At 72.9% G+C, this 16,948-nt stretch carries 18 protein-coding genes; 9 read left to right on the top strand and 9 right to left on the bottom strand.

Features of this window, described 5'->3' with window-relative positions; genetic code table 11:
• Nucleotides 1-230: 230 nt before the first annotated feature.
• The 5 genes from MILUP08_RS35355 to MILUP08_RS15540 all read right to left on the bottom strand — a co-directional run bounded on the left by MILUP08_RS35355 (nucleotide 231) and on the right by MILUP08_RS15540 (nucleotide 4,647).
• Nucleotides 231-920: a DUF2267 domain-containing protein gene (locus tag MILUP08_RS35355; RefSeq protein ID WP_007459279.1), complete on the bottom strand. Its 690-nt coding sequence runs from the start codon at nucleotides 918-920 to the stop codon at nucleotides 231-233.
• A 72-nt stretch (nucleotides 921-992) separates the two neighbouring features.
• Nucleotides 993-1,391, bottom strand: a complete 399-nt coding sequence (locus MILUP08_RS15555) for an NUDIX hydrolase (RefSeq protein ID WP_007459277.1) — start codon at nucleotides 1,389-1,391, stop codon at nucleotides 993-995.
• Nucleotides 1,392-1,450: 59 nt separating this feature from the next.
• Complete coding sequence (locus MILUP08_RS15550; protein ID WP_007459275.1) at nucleotides 1,451-2,791, bottom strand: MGH1-like glycoside hydrolase domain-containing protein; 1,341 nt, start codon at nucleotides 2,789-2,791, stop codon at nucleotides 1,451-1,453.
• Complete coding sequence (locus MILUP08_RS15545) at nucleotides 2,788-3,609, bottom strand: sugar phosphate isomerase/epimerase family protein (RefSeq protein WP_007459273.1); 822 nt, start codon at nucleotides 3,607-3,609, stop codon at nucleotides 2,788-2,790. Before MILUP08_RS15545 ends, MILUP08_RS15550 begins: the two co-directional genes overlap by 4 nt.
• Nucleotides 3,610-4,647, bottom strand: coding sequence for a zinc-dependent alcohol dehydrogenase (locus MILUP08_RS15540; RefSeq protein ID WP_007459271.1), 1,038 nt, complete (start codon nucleotides 4,645-4,647; stop codon nucleotides 3,610-3,612).
• A gap of 116 nt (nucleotides 4,648-4,763) precedes the next feature.
• Between MILUP08_RS15540 and MILUP08_RS15535 the strand changes: the two genes are divergently transcribed.
• From MILUP08_RS15535 to MILUP08_RS15520, 4 genes are all read left to right on the top strand, one after another.
• Complete coding sequence (locus tag MILUP08_RS15535; protein ID WP_007459269.1) at nucleotides 4,764-6,158, top strand: ABC transporter substrate-binding protein; 1,395 nt, start codon at nucleotides 4,764-4,766, stop codon at nucleotides 6,156-6,158.
• The gene (locus tag MILUP08_RS15530; RefSeq protein WP_007459267.1) at nucleotides 6,155-7,111 is read left to right on the top strand and encodes a carbohydrate ABC transporter permease; all 957 of its coding nucleotides are present in this window, start codon (nucleotides 6,155-6,157) and stop codon (nucleotides 7,109-7,111) included. Before MILUP08_RS15535 ends, MILUP08_RS15530 begins: the two co-directional genes overlap by 4 nt.
• Entirely contained in the window at nucleotides 7,111-7,977 is an 867-nt protein-coding gene (locus MILUP08_RS15525) for a carbohydrate ABC transporter permease (protein ID WP_007459264.1), read from the top strand. Before MILUP08_RS15530 ends, MILUP08_RS15525 begins: the two co-directional genes overlap by 1 nt.
• 171 nt (nucleotides 7,978-8,148) lie before the next feature.
• Entirely contained in the window at nucleotides 8,149-8,754 is a 606-nt protein-coding gene (locus MILUP08_RS15520) for a class I SAM-dependent methyltransferase (RefSeq protein WP_007459262.1), read from the top strand.
• A gap of 108 nt (nucleotides 8,755-8,862) precedes the next feature.
• On the opposite strand, the gene eccB is transcribed toward MILUP08_RS15520, so the two are convergent.
• Nucleotides 8,863-10,236, bottom strand: coding sequence for a type VII secretion protein EccB (gene eccB / locus MILUP08_RS15515; RefSeq protein ID WP_007459260.1), 1,374 nt, complete (start codon nucleotides 10,234-10,236; stop codon nucleotides 8,863-8,865).
• A gap of 128 nt (nucleotides 10,237-10,364) precedes the next feature.
• On the opposite strand from eccB, the gene MILUP08_RS15510 reads away from it, so the two are divergent.
• Nucleotides 10,365-11,075 carry a polyamine aminopropyltransferase gene (locus MILUP08_RS15510; protein WP_007459258.1) on the top strand — a complete coding sequence of 237 codons (711 nt, stop codon included), beginning with the start codon at nucleotides 10,365-10,367 and terminating at the stop codon, nucleotides 11,073-11,075.
• 154 nt (nucleotides 11,076-11,229) lie between these two features.
• Nucleotides 11,230-11,406 (top strand): hypothetical protein, encoded by a 177-nt coding sequence (locus tag MILUP08_RS35935; RefSeq protein WP_007459256.1) that lies wholly within the window; start codon nucleotides 11,230-11,232, stop codon nucleotides 11,404-11,406.
• A gap of 12 nt (nucleotides 11,407-11,418) precedes the next feature.
• On the opposite strand, the gene MILUP08_RS15500 is transcribed toward MILUP08_RS35935, so the two are convergent.
• A complete protein-coding gene (locus MILUP08_RS15500) occupies nucleotides 11,419-13,221 on the bottom strand; it encodes an acyl-CoA dehydrogenase (RefSeq protein ID WP_007459254.1) in 1,803 nt (600 codons plus the stop codon).
• Between the two features lie 146 nt (nucleotides 13,222-13,367).
• On the opposite strand from MILUP08_RS15500, the gene MILUP08_RS15495 reads away from it, so the two are divergent.
• The 3 genes from MILUP08_RS15495 to MILUP08_RS15485 all read left to right on the top strand — a co-directional run bounded on the left by MILUP08_RS15495 (nucleotide 13,368) and on the right by MILUP08_RS15485 (nucleotide 15,007).
• Nucleotides 13,368-13,778: an MmcQ/YjbR family DNA-binding protein gene (locus tag MILUP08_RS15495; RefSeq protein ID WP_007459252.1), complete on the top strand. Its 411-nt coding sequence runs from the start codon at nucleotides 13,368-13,370 to the stop codon at nucleotides 13,776-13,778.
• A gap of 114 nt (nucleotides 13,779-13,892) precedes the next feature.
• Nucleotides 13,893-14,273 carry a VOC family protein gene (locus tag MILUP08_RS15490; protein ID WP_007459250.1) on the top strand — a complete coding sequence of 127 codons (381 nt, stop codon included), beginning with the start codon at nucleotides 13,893-13,895 and terminating at the stop codon, nucleotides 14,271-14,273.
• A gap of 38 nt (nucleotides 14,274-14,311) precedes the next feature.
• Entirely contained in the window at nucleotides 14,312-15,007 is a 696-nt protein-coding gene (locus MILUP08_RS15485; RefSeq protein WP_007459248.1) for an alpha/beta fold hydrolase, read from the top strand.
• A gap of 51 nt (nucleotides 15,008-15,058) precedes the next feature.
• Here MILUP08_RS15485 and MILUP08_RS15480 read toward each other — a convergent pair whose 3' ends face one another.
• Both MILUP08_RS15480 and MILUP08_RS15475 read right to left on the bottom strand, forming a co-directional pair.
• Nucleotides 15,059-16,315, bottom strand: a complete 1,257-nt coding sequence (locus MILUP08_RS15480) for an MFS transporter (protein ID WP_007459246.1) — start codon at nucleotides 16,313-16,315, stop codon at nucleotides 15,059-15,061.
• The gene (locus MILUP08_RS15475) at nucleotides 16,312-16,908 is read right to left on the bottom strand and encodes an ArsR/SmtB family transcription factor (protein ID WP_007459244.1); all 597 of its coding nucleotides are present in this window, start codon (nucleotides 16,906-16,908) and stop codon (nucleotides 16,312-16,314) included. Before MILUP08_RS15475 ends, MILUP08_RS15480 begins: the two co-directional genes overlap by 4 nt.
• Nucleotides 16,909-16,948: the final 40 nt, after the last annotated feature.

Below are 16,948 nucleotides of genomic sequence, written 5' to 3'. Positions count from 1 at the left end.
TCGCTAACCCACTTACCGGAGACCTCTTCAGTTATCGATCACCGCCACGCCGTGACCTCACCCGGCCCACGCCCACTTACGAAACACGGCCTAGGTGCCCGCCCCCGTCCCAGGCTTGATCGACTCCGGTTCCTGCAAATCGGGGCGTCCCGAGACCGCGGATGCCCCGATTTGCAGAAAGTCGAGTGGATCTTGGCGGCCCGGAGCGCGGACTGCGGCGTAGGCGCGGGTCAGGGTGTGGACGGGTCGGGCAATACGGGCGGACCGGTCGCGGCGCCGCCATCGTCGTCGCGGGGCAGTCGCGCGACCATCTCCCGGAACTCCCGTACGGTCACCGCCTCCCGCAGGGTCGCGAAGACGGCTCCGGTGCCGGCCCGTGCCGTGGCCGGATCCACCCCGGCGCGTTGGCCCACCCGGCGCAGGAACTCAGCCGGCCCGGCGTCCACCGGCGGTGGCGTCGTGACAGGCCCACCCACGTCGAGGCCCACACCGGTGTCGAGCCCGTCGACGCCGGTGACCGGATCGGGAACCGGGTCCGAGGACGAGCCAGCCAGCTCCGCAGGTAGCCCAGCCAGGCCCCCGGGCAGGCCAGCCGGGTCCGCAGGCAAGCCAGCCGGGTCCGCAGGCAGGCCAGCCGGGTCCGCAGGCCAACCCGCCACACCCGCAGGCGGGCTGGACGGGTTCGCGGGTGGGCTCGGCGCCGCGCCGTTTAGGTAACCGTCGACCTCGTCCGGAAGGTGTCCGGTGAGATCGTCCGGAGGGTGTCCGGTGAGATCCGGCGGGCCGCCGGTCACTCGTTCGGCCATCGTCTGGAGCACCGCGCGGGCGAGCGCGGCGGCCTGCTCGGTCGGCAGGCCGGACCGTCGGGACACCGCGTCGATGAAGTGCGGAAACCCGTCGCCGCCCGCGCTGTCGGTCACGCCGCGCGCTTACCCCGGGCCGCCGACACCAAACGGCGCGGACAACACGGCAGCCCAGCCACCAGCACACCGTCAGCGCAGCAGGTCCGCGTCCCGCAGGTGGTCGAAGATGAGCTGGTCGACCGGGGAGGTGCGGTGCCGGTCGGCGTATCCGAGCCAGGCCATCTCGGCGATCTCGCTGGCCGGTCGCAACCGCCCCCGGTAGCCGGCCCGGTAGCAGGTCATCCGCACGGTGATCCCGGTCGCGTGCCCGTGCGCCTGCGCGCTGAACGTGCCCAGGTGCACAGCGCTTCCCGTGTCGACCTCGACGCTCAACTCCTCGTCGACCTCCCGGCGCAGGGTCTCCAGGTCGCTCTCCCCCGGCTCGCGCTTGCCGCCGGGCAGGTACCACACGTCCTTGCCCTGCGACCGGGTGCTCAGCACCCGCCCGTCCTCGATGAGGATCCAGGCCACCTTGTCGATCTCGCGCACGCCGCCTCCCGCCCCGCTGAGAGCGGGCACGCTACCACCCGGTGCCGGCCGAGAGAGACTCAGTCGGCCAGCAGGTCGAGCAGCAGCGCGGCGGTCCAGCCGAACGCCGGTGAGCCCAACCCGGCGCCCGTGTCGGGGTGGAAGTACTCGTGGCAGCCCGCACCGGCGACCAGGTCGATCATCGAGCGGCGCAGGCCGGCCGCCAGCTCCGGCCGCCCGTGGGTCAGCAGGCCGCGCCGCACCAGCCAGCCGATGTTCAGCCAGCTCGGCCCGCGCCAGTAGCGCAGCGCTTCGAAGTCGGGCGCGGTGCGGTCGTGGGTGGGCAGCGGCCGGTCCATCCACCGGGCCACCCCGAAGCGCGGCGACCGGGCCTCGGCGACCAGCGCGTCGACGTGCCGGGCGGGCAGGTCGGGCAGGATCAGGGGCGCGAGCCCGAGCACGGTACGCGCGCCGACGAGTCGATCGGTGCGCAGGTCGCGGGGCTGGAACGTGCCGGTGCCGGGGTCGTACAGCCGTCGTACCAACGCCTCGGTGACGCGGTCCGCGCGGACCCGGTGCGCGGCGGGGTCGACGCCGAGCAGCGCGGCGATCTCGGCCAGCGCGTGCTCGGCCGCCCCGAACGCCGCGTTGAACAGCGGGCACTCCACCAGGAACGGATGGCCGTCGGCCAGGTCCCGGTCGGCGTAGCCGTGGTCGCGGTAGGCCGCGACGATCGCCAGGTAGCGCGCGTAGTCCAGGTCCGTGGGGCGGTGCGCGGCGTCGGCGTGCGCGGTGTCGTGCCGACGGTACGCGCGCATGACCGCCGCGTCGGCGTCGACCGCGGCCATCGGCTCGTCCCAGGCGGGGCTGTTGTCCAGACCGGACTCCCACGGGTGTACGACGCACACCAGCCCGTCGCCTGCGACGTCCCGCCGCTCGGCCAGATACCGCTGCTGGGCGACGAGCGCGGGATAGAGCCGGCGCAGGGCTGCCAGGCCGGCCGGATCGGGCGCCCGCCGGTACGCCAGCAGCGCGGCGAGCGCGTGCACCGGCGGCTGGACCAGGCCGGAGGTGTCCATCGTCGGCGTGCCCTCGACGTCGGCCGAGCGCCACAGCTCGGGGCCGGGAAAGTACGCGCCGACGCGCAGCGCCGGGTTGAACACGATGTGCGGCACCCGCCCGTCGGCCCACTGGGCCCGGAACAGACTCGTCAGCTCCTGCCAGGCCCGCTCGGGACGTACGTGGGCCCACCCGACCGCGATGAACGCGGAGTCCCAGCTCCACTGGTGCGGGTAGAGCGTGCGCGACGGGACGGTGTGGTCGTGTTCCCAGTTGGCGTCGAGGGTGGCCACGGCGAGCCGACGCAGGCCGGCCAGGTCGGTGGGCCCGCCGGTGCGGGTGGGGACGGCGCCGGCGGTCATGCGGCGGCCCGCCGGGGCAGCGCGTGCCGCAGCACCGCCGCGGCCTGTTGCAGGGCCCGGACCGGGTCGCCGCGCAGCCGGCACTCCAGAGCCAGCCAGCCGCGGTAGTCCAGCTCCAGCAGGGTCCGGACGAGCGCCGGCCAGTCCAGGTGCCCGGTGCCCGGCTGGTACCGGTTGGAGTCGCTGACCTGCACGTGCCCGAGGTACGGAGCGGCGGCGCGCAGCGCCCGGTGCATGTCGTCCTCCTCGATGTTCATGTGGAAGGTGTCGGCGACGACCCGCACGGAGGGCAGTCCGAGCGCGGCGCAGAGGGCGACCGCCTCGTCGAGCCGGTTGACCATGTGGTCCTCGTACCTGTTGAGGGGTTCGAGGAAGAGGGTGACCCCCTCGGCGCGGGCGTGTTCGCCCAGCTCGCCGAGGGCGTCGAGGAGCACCTGGCGGTCGCCGGCGGGCGGGCGTGGCGGCTCGAACGGCGGCAGCCGCCGGGAGAACATGCCCCACGCGGCCGGAGTCATCGCCCCCACGCCGCCCAGCTCGGCGATGACCGAGAGCTGGGAGCGCAGGTTGCGGACGGCGTCGGCGGACCGGGCGGGATCGAAGTCGCCGATGAAGTGGTCCATCTCGACGCAGACGGTGGGCATCGCCACCCCGGCGGCGCGGGCCCGGCGCAACTCGGGCAGCCGGTCGGCGAACGCGAGGTTCCCGCGGCCGCGCAGCTCGATGCCCTGGTAGCCGAGGGCGGTGGCGAGGGCGTACTTCTGGATCAGGTTGGTGCCCGGCAGGAGTTGTTCCTGGCAGGCAAGCGCGATGGTGGTCATCTAGAACCTCAGCACCACTTGGAGGACGTCACCGGCGCCGCGGTCGAGCAGCGCGAGGGCGTCGGCGACCGCGCTGGCGTCGACGATGTGGCTGACCAGCGGCAACGGGTCGACGCTGTGTTCGGCCACCAGCTCCATGAAGGTCTGCGCGACCCGGTCTCCGGTCCACCGGCCGGCCATGCTCGGCGCGGGGGTGGGCCCGGAGACCTGGGCGGCCACCAGCTGGATGCGGTTGTGGTGGAACTCCTCGCCGAGGCCGAGCGCGTCGGCCTGGCCCTGGTAGAAGCCGGCGGCCACGACCCGGCCGGCGTGTGCGGTGGAGCGGATCGCCTCGTGCAGCGCCGGGTACGCCCCGGACAGCTCCAGGCAGACGTCCGCGCCCCGACCGCCGGTGAGGTCACGCAGCACCGCGGCGGCGGACTGGGTCGCGACGTCCACGGTGGACCGGGCGCCGTAGCGGGTGGCGTGGGCCAGCCGGCCGGGTACCCGGTCGACGGCCACCACCCGGGCGCCGGAGAGCGCGGCGAGCCGGGTGGCGAGCAGCCCGATGACGCCCTGCCCGAAGACGCCGACCCAGTCGCCCAGGTGCAGGTCACCGGCGAGCACGGCGGTCAGCGCGATGGCGCCCGGCCGGGCGAAGACCGCGGCGAGCGGGTCCAGGTCGGCGGGGAGCGGCCAGACCGCCCCGGCGGCGAGGACGGCCTCGGCCCGGTGCCCCCAGATGCCCCACACGAGTTGCCCCGGGTGCCTGTCGACGACCTCGGGCGCCACCTCGACGACCTCGCCGACCTCCTCGTAGCCGAAGCCGATCAGCGGGTAGGGCACCGGGGTCTGGCGGGGGACGAACATTCGGGCGGCGTCGTCCCAGTCCTTGCGGAGTCGGGGATTGCTGCCCCGGTAGAGGGTCAGCTCCGTGCCGGCGGAGATGCCCGAGTAGCGGGTGCGGACCCGGACCTGGCCCGGGCCGAGCGGATCCGGCGGGCAGGGCTCGAGGCTGATCCGTCGAGGCCCGGCGAGAGAGACCACCCAGTTGCCCATGCGTCACATCCCGGTAGCACTGGGCTCCAGGATAGACACAAAATCGCAATATGTCTTGTTATTGATCTATCGAAGGTGTTGAATCCGGCATGTACCCTTCGAGAGGAGTGCCACCGATGTCAGCACCTCCGAGGCGGATACTCGCCACCACCCTGATCATGGCACTGACCGCATCCACCCTGCTGGCCTGCGGAGATGACGGATCCGACAGCAACAGCAAAAAGATCACCGTTTGGAGCCTGGAAGACGTCGCCGACCGGGTCACCGCCACCAAGGCGATCATCGCGGACTTCACCGCGAAGACCGGGATCCAGGTAGACCTCGTGACCGTCAACGAGGACCAGTTCCCGTCCCTGATCGCCGCCAACGCCGCCGCCGGTGACCTGCCCGACGTGGTCGGCTCGGTCTCCCTGGCCGGCATCCGTACGCTCGCCGGCAACGAGCTGCTGCACGCCTCGGCGAACGCGGAGGTCGTCGACAAGCTGGGCCGGCAGACGTTCTCACCCCGAGCGTTGGAGCTGACCTCCGACGACGGCAAACAGCTCTCCGTGCCCAGCGACGGGTGGGGCCAGCTGCTCGTCTACCGCAAGGACCTGTTCGCCGCCGCCGGTCTGCCGGCCCCCGACACGTACGAACGGATCACCACCGCCGCGGCGAAGCTGAACACCGGCGGCGTCGCCGGCATCACCGCGGCCACCTCCCCCAGCGACGTGTTCACCCAGCAGACCTTCGAGCACCTGGCTCTGGCCAACGGCTGCCAGCTCACCGACGACTCCGGCGCGGTGACACTCGACTCACCGCAGTGCGTCGAGGCGTTCCGCTTCTACGGCGACCTGATCCGCACCAGCTCGGTGAAGGGCGCGCAGGACGTGGACACCACACGGGCCACCTACTTCGCGGGCAAGGCGGCGATGGTGGTCTGGTCACCGTTCATCCTCGACGAGCTGGCCGGGCTGCGTAACGACGCCAAGCCGACCTGCCCGCAGTGCCAGGCCGACCCGACGTTCCTGGCCAAGAACAGCGGGTTCGTCACCGCGATCAAGGGCCCCAACGGCACCGAACCCGCGCAGTACGGCGAGATCAGCTCGTGGGCGGTGCTGGACGGCGCGGCGGCCGACCCGGCGAAGTCCTTCGTGGAGTACATGCTCGGCGACGGCTACCCGCGCTGGTTCGGCATGTCCCCCGAGGGCCGGTTCCCGGTGCGCAAGGGCACCCCGGCCGAGCCGGAGGCGTTCCTCACCGCCTGGAACACCAGCCAGGCCGGCGTGGACGCCAAGAAGCCGCTCGCCGACGTGTACGGCGACGAGGTCCTGGCCACCCTGCGCAGCAGCCCGGACACGTTCCAGCGGTGGGGCCTCAGCCAGGGGCAGGGCAAGCTCGTCGGCGCCATGCTCGGCGAGCTGCCGGTGCCCAAGGTGCTGGGCGACCTCGTGTCCGGCAAGTCCGACGCGGCGGCCGCCGCCGGCCGGGCCAAGAAGGACGTCGAGGCGATCAAGGCGGGCGTCAATTGACCACCACCGCCCCCGACACCGGCCGCTCCCCCACCGAGGAGCGGCCGGCGTCGCCCCGCCGCCGACCACTGACCCTGCGCCGCCGCGAGTCCCGCGCCGGGCTCGCCCTGGTCGCGCCGACCCTGCTCGTCACCATCGCGGTCATCGGCATCCCGATCGTGTGGACCGTGGTGCTCGCCTTCCAGCGGGTCCGGCTCGCCACCCTGCGCAAGACCGGGCTGTTCGGCGAGTTCACCATGGACAACATCGACCGGGTGCTGCACACCCCCGGCTTCGCCGACACGCTGTGGGTCACCCTGCTCTACAGCATCGGCGGCACCGTCGGGTCGATCGCGCTCGGTCTGGTCGCCGCCCTGGTGGTACGCCGGCCGTTCTGGGGTCGCACGTTGGTGCGGGCCTCCATGCTGCTGCCGTACGTGGCGCCGGTGGTCGCGGTCACCTTCGTCTGGCAGGTGATGCTCGACCCGCAGCTCGGCATCGTCAACCACTGGGGTCAGAGCCTGCTGGGCTGGGACGCGCCGGTGCCGTTCCTCACCCAGGAGTCGACAGCGCTGGCCACCGTCATCGTGTTCGAGGCGTGGCGCTACTTCCCGTTCGCGTTCCTGTTCCTGCTGGCCCGGCTCCAGGCGGTCCCCGGCGAGCTGGAGGAGGCCGCCCGCGTCGACGGCGCCACGCCCACCCAGCGGTTCCGGCACATCCTGCTGCCGCAACTGCTCCCGGTGATCGCCCTGCTGGGGGTGCTGCGCTTCATCATGACGTTCAACAAGTTCGACGACGTCTACCTGCTCACCGGCGGGGCCGCCGGCACCGAGGTGGTGAGCGTCCGGGTGTACGAGTTCCTCACCGCCCGTACCGACATCGGCGCGGCGGCCGCGCAGGCGGTCGTGCTGGCCGTGGTGCTCATCGTGTTCGTGCTGATCTACCTGCGCTTCTTCGGACGGAGGGTCGACTGATGGACCGGGACCTGGTCGAGACGGTGAGCCTCCGCTGGCTGCGCCGCCTGGTGATCGCCGCGTTCCTGGTCGTCACCATCTTTCCCTTCTACTACATGCTCGTGCTCTCGGTGCGCCCCATCGAGCGGCTGCTGCTCGACCCGGGCTCGCTTGTCGTCGGCTTCGGCGAGTTGACCGTGGCCACGTACGCCGAGGTGCTCAGGGCCACCGACGACGGCGGCCAGGGGTTTCTCACCTTCATCCGCAACAGTGGCCTCGTCGCGGTCGCGGCGACTGTGCTCACGCTGCTCGTCGCGATCCCCGGCGCGTACGCGGTGGCCCGGCTGCGGTTCTTCGGGCGGCGGCAGGTCGACTTCCTGTTCCTGGCCGTCTACCTGTTCCCGTCGATCGTCATCGCGATCCCGCTGTTCGTGGTCTTCAGTCTCGCCGGGCTGCGCGGCTCGCTGTTCGGCCTGGTGCTGGTCTACATCTCGCAGACACTGCCGGTGTCGGTCTACATGCTGAAGAACTACTTCGAGACCATTCCGGTCAGTCTGGAGGAGTCGGCGGCCATCGACGGGGCCGGCCGCCTCGGCATCATCCGCCGGGTCAGCCTGCCCCTCGCCGCGCCGTCGATCATGGCGGTCGCGCTCTACGACTTCATGATCGCCTGGAACGAGTTCCTCTTCGCCCTGCTGTTCCTGGTCGACAAGCCGGACCGGTGGACGGTGTCCCTGGGATTGTCGCTGCTCGCCGACGGCGTGGAGGTGCCCAAGACGGTGCTGATGGCCGGGTCGGTCGTCCTCACCCTGCCCATCGTGATCCTCTTCTTCGCCAGCGAGCGGCTGCTCACCGAGGGCCTGACCAGCGGCGCGGAGAAGGGCTGAATAAAGGAGTAGGGGGCGCTGGGCGGCGTCACGCCGCTCAGCCCCCCGTCCCTTGATCGTCGGTAGCTGAGCGAGTCGACACGCCGAGCACCGCCCTGCTGAGCTGCCACCGATCGGTGCGCCTGCCGCACCGGTCCGTCGCGCCCCGACCGGCCCGGTTACGGTGGCCGTATGGCCAACCCGACCCGCTGGGCGACCGACACCGGTCCGGAGCACTCGCAGTGGTACATCGACCGGTTCCGCAAGCTCGCCGCCGAGGGAGCGGACCTGGCCGGCGAGGCCCGGCTGGTCGACACGCTCGTCGCGCCCGGCTCGCGGATCCTCGACGCCGGCAGCGGCACCGGCCGGGTGGGTGCCGCGCTGGCCCAGCGAGGGCACACGGTGGTCGGGGTCGACGCCGACCCCGCGCTTGTGGAGGCCGCCCGCGCCGATTATCCCGGCCCGCGCTGGCTGGTCGCCGATCTGGCCGAACTGGACCTGCCGACGCTCGGCGAGCCGGAGCCGTTCGACGCGGCAGTGCTCGCCGGCAACGTGCTCGCCTTCGTCGCCGCCGGCACCGAGCCGGAGGTGCTGCGCCGACTCGCCGGGCACCTGCGCCCCGACGGCGTGCTGGCCGTGGGCTTCGGCACCGAGCGCGGCTACCCGCTGACCGCGTTCGACGCCGACGCGGTCGCCGCCGGGCTGCGCCTGGAGCACCGCTTCGCCACCTGGGACCTGCGGCCGTGGCGCGACGACGCGCCGTTCGCGGTCAGCCTCCTGCGCCGCCCGACCGACTGACGCCCGACCGGCGGGATGCCCGCCCGCCGCCCGCGCGGCGCGCCGCCGGCAGACGACACCCGATTGACAGGCGGCCGGGCGCACGGCCGACCGGCAGACCAGCCGGCGTCAGGACGGGGCGGCGACGGCCCGGGCGGCGGCCGGGTCCAGGGTGGCGCCGGCCGGCACGAGGCTGACCAGGCCGGCGGGAAGCCGCACCGGCCGCACGTCGCGGTAGCCGAGCATCGCCAACACCTCCCGGTCGGCCAGCACGTACCGCCGGCCCAGGTCGGTGATCACGGACACCGCGCCTCCGGACGCCCCGGGCGCCGCGGCGGCCTCGACCACCGCACCGCCGCCCGGCTGCACCACCACGTGGTCGGCAAGCGCCGCGCCGCCGGTCGGCGCGGTCCGTGGGACGGCCGCCAGGTCCGGCAGTCGTACGCCCCGCAGCACCTCGCCCGTGCCGCCGTCGTCCCCGACCCGGGCGCAGATCGCCGCGTCGTCGGAACCGGCGAGCCGGGGCGGTACGGGCGGCGGCGCGGTCGGGCCGCTCGGGGCGAGGTCGGACATCGTGGGCAGCGCGGCGAACCGACCCAGCGTCATCGGTTCGGACTCCCCCTGCCCGGTGCGGGCCAGCAACAGCCCGGCCTGCAACTCGGTGATCCCGGCCAGCCCGCCGTCGAGCGCCACCGCGTACTGCCGACCGCCGCCGGAGTTGCGCACCACGTAGACCTGACCGATCGTGGCGCCGGACACCCGGGTGGAGGGCCGGCCCTCGCCGGGCAGCGCCGGCGGGGCCAGGTCGACGCCGGCGGGGAGCGCGTTGAGCAGGGCGGGCGCGACCGGCACCGACCGGGCCCGGGTGGTGGCCAGCGCGGCCAGCACCCGGTTGGGATCGCGGACCAGGTACCGGTGCTGGTGCCACACGAGGTGCAGGCTGCCGTCCGGGTGGCGCAGCAGCAGGGCGTCGTCGCCCAGCGGCTGACCGCCGTCGGGCTCGGTGCCGATGAGCAGCGCGGAGCGGGGCTCCTCGCCGCCGGCCGTCGAGCAGACCGTCCAGGCCGCCGTCGCCAACCGGCCCGGTGCGGGCAGCGAGTCCGGCGCGTCGGCGATGCCCAGCGGCAGGCCGCGCGGCACGCCGTCGATCGACCGCCGGGACACCAGCACGGTCTTCGACCGGTCCGCGCCGACGATCAGCAACGCCGACGCGTAGTTGAGCACCGGGTGCAGCTTCTGTTCGCGGTAGACGAAGCGGGCACCGGACTCCTTCTCCACGATCACCGCGCCCGGGTCGCGCCATCCCGTGCCGCCGCCGGCGAACAGGCCGTAGAGCGCGAAGCCACCGAGCCCGATCACCGCGACGAGGACGCTGGCCAGGCCCGCGCCCGCCAGCCGCCGAAACGGCGACTGAGCCGGGTCGGTCTCGCGCATCACCAGAGCGGCGACCGCCCGCTGGACGCTGAACTGGTAGGAGTGCAGCTGATCCTGCCGCGACGGCATGAGGTCCCTTCCGCTGGTTCGACCGGGCCACAGGATATGCGCTGCGTCGATGTCCCGTGGACCCTGCGTGGCGGTCCCGGCCCCGAGCGGTACCATCCGGGGACGAATCCGGCGGCGAGAGGGCATCCGTGGGCGCGCGTTTCGAGGAGCTGGCCTGGCGGGAGACCCCGATCGGCGCGATCAGCCTGCGGCGGCGCCGCGATCCGGCCCTCCAGGTCGAGGTGTACGAGGTCAAGCTCGACGACGAGTACCTGATGTCCAGCCTCTTCCCCGTCGCGGAGATCGAGCTGGCGCGGCTGGGCCTGGCCGAACTGACCGGTGACGTCCTCGACGTCGTGGTCGGCGGCCTCGGACTGGGCTACACCGCGTGCACCGCGCTGGCCGACCCGCGGGTGCGGTCACTTCTCGTCGTGGAGGCCATCGAGGACGTCATCGACTGGCACCGGCGCGGGCTGCTGCCGTTCGCGGCCGGGCTCGCCGAGGACCCGCGGACCCGGTTCGCGCGGGCCGACTTCTTCGCCGCGGTGGCCGGCGACGGCTTCGACGCCGAGTCGCCCGGGCGGCGGTTCGACGCCGTCCTGCTCGACGTCGACCACTCGCCGCGCAACGTCCTGCACCCCAGCCACGCTCCCTTCTACGCGCCGGACGGGCTGCGCCGGCTCGCCGCGCTGCTGCGCCCGGAGGGCGTCTTCGCGCTCTGGTCGGACGACCCGCCGGACGACGGGTTCACGGCGGCGCTCACCGAGGTGTTCGCGACCGTCCGGGCGCACGTCGTGCCCTTCGCCAACCCCCTGACCGGCGGCCGGTCCGCCAACACCGTCTACGTGGCCCGCCGCTGATCCCGCAGATCCTGCGCTTCGCGTCGGGTCCCGGTTCGCGCGGACAACAAGCGCAGGATCGCGGAGGCCGCAGTGCCCGTTTGGGGTCGGCGGGATCGGGAAGGGGAGGCGAGGGTTCGCGTATCCGCACGCGGCCCGTCCTGTGGAGGTCGAGATGCGCGCCATGCTCTGGGTCGTCGGCGTGGTCGCCGGCGTGCTGATTCTGCTCGGGCTGATCCTCGAGGCGGTCCGCTGGCTGATCATCATCGGTCTGATCGCGCTGGTGATCGTGATCATCCTGGGTGTGGTCAAGGGACGGCAGGCCATGCACCACCAGACCCGCCGACGGTGACGACCCGCCCCCTCAGAACCAGTCCGCGCGCATGTCGAGCGTGGTCCGGTCGAGGCTGTCCAGCAGGTCGAACTGCGGACCCGTGCGGGGCAGCTCGACGCTGAAGAAGTAGCGGGCGGCCTGCCGCTTGCCCGCGTGGAAGGCATCGCCGCCCTCCTGCGGCGGCAGCGCCAGCACCTGCTCCAACCACATCCACGCGATCACCACGTGCCCGACCGCCTCCAGGTAGACGCTTGCGTTGGCCAGGGCGAGCGCCGGGTCACCGCCGGCCCAGAGGCGGCGGGTGACAGTGGTGATCCGGTCCACCGCGTCGGCCAGCCGGTCGGCCAGCTCGGCGGCCTCCCCGCCGGCCTTACGGCCCCGGGCGACGGTGTCCCCCATCGTCTCGGTGAGCAGGAGCAGGCCCGCGCCGTCGCGCATGGTCATCTTGCGCCCCAGCAGGTCCAGCGCCTGAATGCCGTGGGTGCCCTCGTGGATCGGGTTGAGCCGGTTGTCCCGGTAGTGCTGCTCGACGTCGTGGTCCCGGGTGTAGCCGGCACCGCCGAGCACCTGGATCGCCAGGTCGTTGGCGGCCAGACACCACTGCGACGGCCAGCTCTTGGTGATCGGGGTGAGCACGTCCAGCAGCAGGTGCGCCCGCTCCCGGTCGGTCTGCTCCGGCGCGGTCTGCTCCTCGTCGAGCAGCCGGGCGCAGTAGAGCACCAGGGCCAGGGCACCCTCCACGTAGCTCTTCTGCGCGAGCAGCATCCGTCGTACGTCCGGATGGTCGATGATCGGCACCTGCGGCGCGGCCGGGTCCTTCGCGTCGACCGGCCGGCCCTGCGGCCGCTCGCGGGCGTACGCCAGGCTCTTGAGATAGCCGGTGTAGCCCAGCGCCATGGCGCCGGCGCCCACACCGATCCGGGCACCGTTCATCATGTGGAACATCTGGGCGAGCCCCTGGTGCGGCGCACCGACGAGGTGGCCCACCGCGCCGGGCCGGCCGCCGGGCTCGTGCCCGCCGTCGCCGAAGCTGAGCAGGGTGTTGGTGGTCCCGCGGAAGCCCATCTTGTGGTTGAGCCCGACGAGCACCACGTCGTTGCGGTCCCCGAGCGACCCGTCCGGCCCGACGAGCACCTTGGGCACGACGAACAGGGAGATGCCCTTCACGCCGGGCGGCCCGCCGGGAATCCGCGCCAACACCAGGTGGACGATGTTCTCGGCCAGCTCGTGGTCACCGCCGGAGATCCACATCTTGGTGCCGAACAGGCGGTACGTGCCGTCCGGCTGCGGCTCGGCCCGCGTGGTGATGTCGGCCAGTGAGCTGCCGGCCTGCGGCTCGGACAGGCACATGGTGCCGAAGAACCGACCCTCCAGCATGGGTCGCACGTACGTGTCGACCTGCTCGGCGCTGCCGTGCGCCAGCAACAGCTTCGCGTTGCCCAGGGTCAGCATCGGGTACGCCGAGGTGGCCACGTTGGCCGCCTGGAACCAGGCGAAGCAGGCGGCGGCGACGGCCTGCGGCAGTTGCAGACCGCCGACCGATTCGTCCAGCCCGGCGGTGAGCAGTCCCGTCTCGGCGAAGCTCTCCAACGCCGCGCGTACCTGCGGGATCAACTGCACCCGCTGCCCGTCGAACGTCGGTTCGGCGAGGTCGGCGGCCCGGTTGTGCGGGGCGAACTGCTCGGTGGCGACCCGCTCGGCGAGGTCCAGGGCGTCGTCGAAGGTCTCCCGGGAGTGCTCGGCGTAGCGGGGACGCTCGACGAGCTGCGACACCCGCAGCCAGTCGTGCAGCAGGAAGTCGAGGTCACGGCGGGAGAGCAGGGTGGACGGCACGGAACTCCTCGGCGGGGCTGGGGTGTGTCGGTTCGGGGGCGGCGGACCGGCGTCGCCTCGACCATCCTGACCGATGGATCGGGAGCACACCACCGCCGCCCGTCGGCGGACGTCATTGTCGTACGCGTCGGCTAGCGTCCCTGCCCGTGACCGCACCCGGAGACGTCGACCCCGAGGTTCTCGACCGGCTGCGCCCGATCTGCCGCGGGCTGCCAGAGACCTACGAGGAGCCGGCCTGGGTGGGCATCCGTTGGCGGATCCGCCGGCGCACCTTCGCCCACGTGCTCACCGTCGATCCCGAGCGGCAGGCGGTGCTCGCGCGCGCCGCAGCGCTCGCCCGGCCGGCCTGCCTGCTGGTCTTCCGGTCGCCGCTCGACGAGATCGCCGGCCTCCTCAGCGGCGGGCACCCCTTCTACAAGCCGGACTGGAGCCCGAACGTGCTGGGCATGATCCTGGACGAGGCCACCGACTGGGCCGAGGTCGGCGAGCTGCTCACCGAGAGTTACTGCGTGCAGGCGCCCAAGCGGCTCGCCGCCCTGGTCGACAGGCCCGCCTGAGCGCACCCGGCGAGGCCGGCGTTCCGGCGTGGCCGGCTGGGGATACCGCGCACCGCCACCTACGCGCCGCGGCACGACGGGCGGCGGACGGGCGTCCTCGATATCCTGCCTCGCATGCATCGAAGCCGTGTGTACGCGTTGCTGATCGACGCGCCCGAGGCGGAGGCCGCGCGGGCGGCGGAGTTCTGGTCGGCGGCGCTCGGCGTGGGCACCCGGTCCCATCCGGCCGAGCCGCAGTTCGTCGGCCTGCACGAGGCGTTGCCGGGCCTGGTCACCGCGATCCAGGCCGTCGACGACGCGCCGCGCTACCACCTCGACATCGAGACCGACGACGTGGCGGCCGAGACCGCTCGGCTGGTCGGTCTGGGCGCCACCGAGGTGTCGCAGTGGTTGGAGTGTCGGATCCTGCGGGCGCCCGGCGGGCACCTGCTCTGCGTGCTGCCGGTGGAGAGTCCGCCCGAGGTGTTCGACGCCCAGGCCCGCACCTGGCCCTGACGAGCGAGCCTGTCGGAGGTCGGCACTAGGGTTCGGCCATGGCTGATGTGGTGCTGGTGGCGGGTGCGTGGCTGGGGTCGTGGGCGTGGGACGAGGTGGTGCCGGGGCTGCGGGCCGTTGGGCACCAGACCGTTCCCCTGACCCTCTCCGGTCTCGCCGAGCGACAGGGTGTGCCCGCCGGGCAGCAGACCCACGTGCAGGAGATCGTCGGCGAGATCGAGCGGCGCGACCTGCGCGACGTGGTGCTGGTCGGGCACAGCTACTCGGGCATCCCCGTGGGTCAGGCCGCCACGCGGCTCGGCGACCGGTTGGCCCGGGTGGTGTACGTCGATGCGGAGGTGCCGGTCGACGGCCTGTCGTTCGCGTCCGGTTGGTGGCAGGGTCGGGCGGCGTTCGAGTCGGTGCTCGCCGACAACGGCGGCGACTGGCCGCCGCCCGACGCGGCCGAATTCGACGGCCAGGGGCTCACCGACGAGCAGACCGCCCGGCTGGTCAAGGGCGCGACGCCGCACCCGGGGGCCACGCTTACCGAGCCGGCCGTGCTGGCGCGTCCGCTGGGCGAGCTGCCGACGACGTACGTCAAGTGCCTGCTCGACGGGCCGGAGCCCAACGACACAGTGGCCGCGCTGCTGACGAGCGAGCACTGGCGGCTGGTCAGGATGGCCACCGGCCACTGGCCGATGTTCTCCCAGCCGGCCGAGTTGGCCCGGCTGCTGGCCGACGAGATCGGCTGACCGGCCGACGCTCGCCCGGGCGTCCACGGTCCGGGCGAGCCGGCCGGCAGGTCAGGTCGCGGGGTCGTCGAGGGTCGTGATGTGGCGTACCGGGGACGCGAGCAGCCACAGCACGGCGAGCACGCCGCCCACCCCGGCGACGACCAGGGCCGGCCGCAGCCCGAGGGTGGTGCCCAGCGCGCCGCCGACAAGCGCGCCGAGTGGCCGGATGCCGTAGTTGACGGCGCTGTACGCGCCGGCTCGACGACCGCGCGCGTCGTCGGGCGTCACGGCCATGAGCAGGGCGTTGAGGTTGACGTCCATCAGCATCACACCGAGGCTGGACACCATCTCGATGGCCGCCAGCATGGCCACCTTCGCCCAGGTCGGGCCGGCGATCAACGCCGTCAACGCCAGCGGCGCGGGAAAGACCACCACGCCGATCATCGCGGTCCGGCCCAGTCCGATGGCCCGCGACAGGCGGGGCGCCAGGGCCGCGCCGGCCAGTCCGCCGAGCGCGCCGACGCCGAACGCGACGCCGATGGCGCCGGGCGAGAGATGGAGTTCACGGTTGGCGTAGAGCACCAGCAGCGCGGCGGCGATGAAGGTGAAGAAGTTGACTGTGGTGGTGCAGCCGAGCGCGGCGCGCAGCACCGGGTGGCGCAGCACCAGCCCCAGGCCGTCGCGGACCAGGCCGAGAGTGGACGTCCGCCGGGGAGGCGGAGGTGCTTCGGTGACCGGGATGCGACGCAGCAGCAGCGCGGAGGCGAGGAAGGACACCGCGTCGACGAGGATCGCCACCGGCGCGCTGAGCGCCTGGACGAGTCCACCGCCCACGGCCGGACCGGCGATGAACGAGAGGGACCGGCTCAGGCTGAGTTTGCTGTTCGCGTCCACGTACGCCGATCGTGGCACCAGGGCGACGAAGAACGCCTGCTGTCCCAGGGTGAACAGGACGGCCCCGGCACCGCTGAGCAGTGCCACCAGGTAGAGCTGGGTGAGGGTGATCGCCCCGAACAGGTAGGCCACGGGCAGGCTGAGCAGCACGGCCGCGCGGGCCAGGTCGGCGAGGATCAGGAGTCGACGCTTGTGGGTGCGCTGGTCCACCCAGGCGCCGAGGAACAGGCCCAGCAGGTTGGGCAGCCAGATCAGCGCGGTGAGGACGCTCACCTGCACTGGCGTCGCGGCGAGCAGGGAGACGGCGATCAGCGGCAGGGCCAGCTCGCTGATCCGGTCGCCGAACGCCGAGATCGTCTGACCGATCCAGAAGGTGCGGAACCGCCGGTCGCCGTGCAGCGCCGGTGCGGGCGGGGCGTCGACGGCGGTCATGACGCGGACGTGTCGTCGGCCGGCTCGGGCAGCAGGTAGCGCAGCATCCGGACGATCTGCGCGCCGGCCGGCTTCGTGTCGTCGTCCTTGCGACGCACGTACGGGGCGATCAGCTCCTCGATCGCCTCTTCCAGGTGCCGCAGCTCGTCGGGCGTCGCGACGAAGCTGGTGTCGGCCACCCCGGCGAGCCCGCGCCACTCGGCGTCCAGGCGGGGCTCGTCGTGCAGCAGCCACTGCTGTGGCGTCTCCGCGGTCCGGGCGAACATCTCGCCGCGGAGCTGCCGTCCCGCGGCCTGCCCCTCGGCGTCGTCGGGCAGCGAGAAGCGGAACCCCCGGGCGGCCGCCTGCCACCACCGCTCCCGCTTGCTGGTGGCGCCGTCGGCGTCGGTGACCAGGCCGAACGTCGCCAGGTGGCGCAGGTGCCAGCTGACCACCGAGGGCGTGGCGCCGACGTGCGACGACAGCCCGGTGGCCGTGGCCGGGCCGTGCCGCTGGAGCCGGTCGAGGATGGCCAACCGGACGGGATGCGCCAGCGCCCGCAGCGCCTGCGGTTCGGTGATCTCGAAATCCCCGTACGGATTAGTGAGAGACATGTTTCGAAAGTAGTCTCTCAGGTTCGTCGGGGCAAGCCGG

The sequence above is a fragment of the Micromonospora lupini str. Lupac 08 genome, assembly GCF_000297395.2.
GTDB classification, from domain to species: domain Bacteria; phylum Actinomycetota; class Actinomycetes; order Mycobacteriales; family Micromonosporaceae; genus Micromonospora; species Micromonospora lupini.
This window is presented reverse-complemented; position numbering and strand designations above follow the sequence as displayed.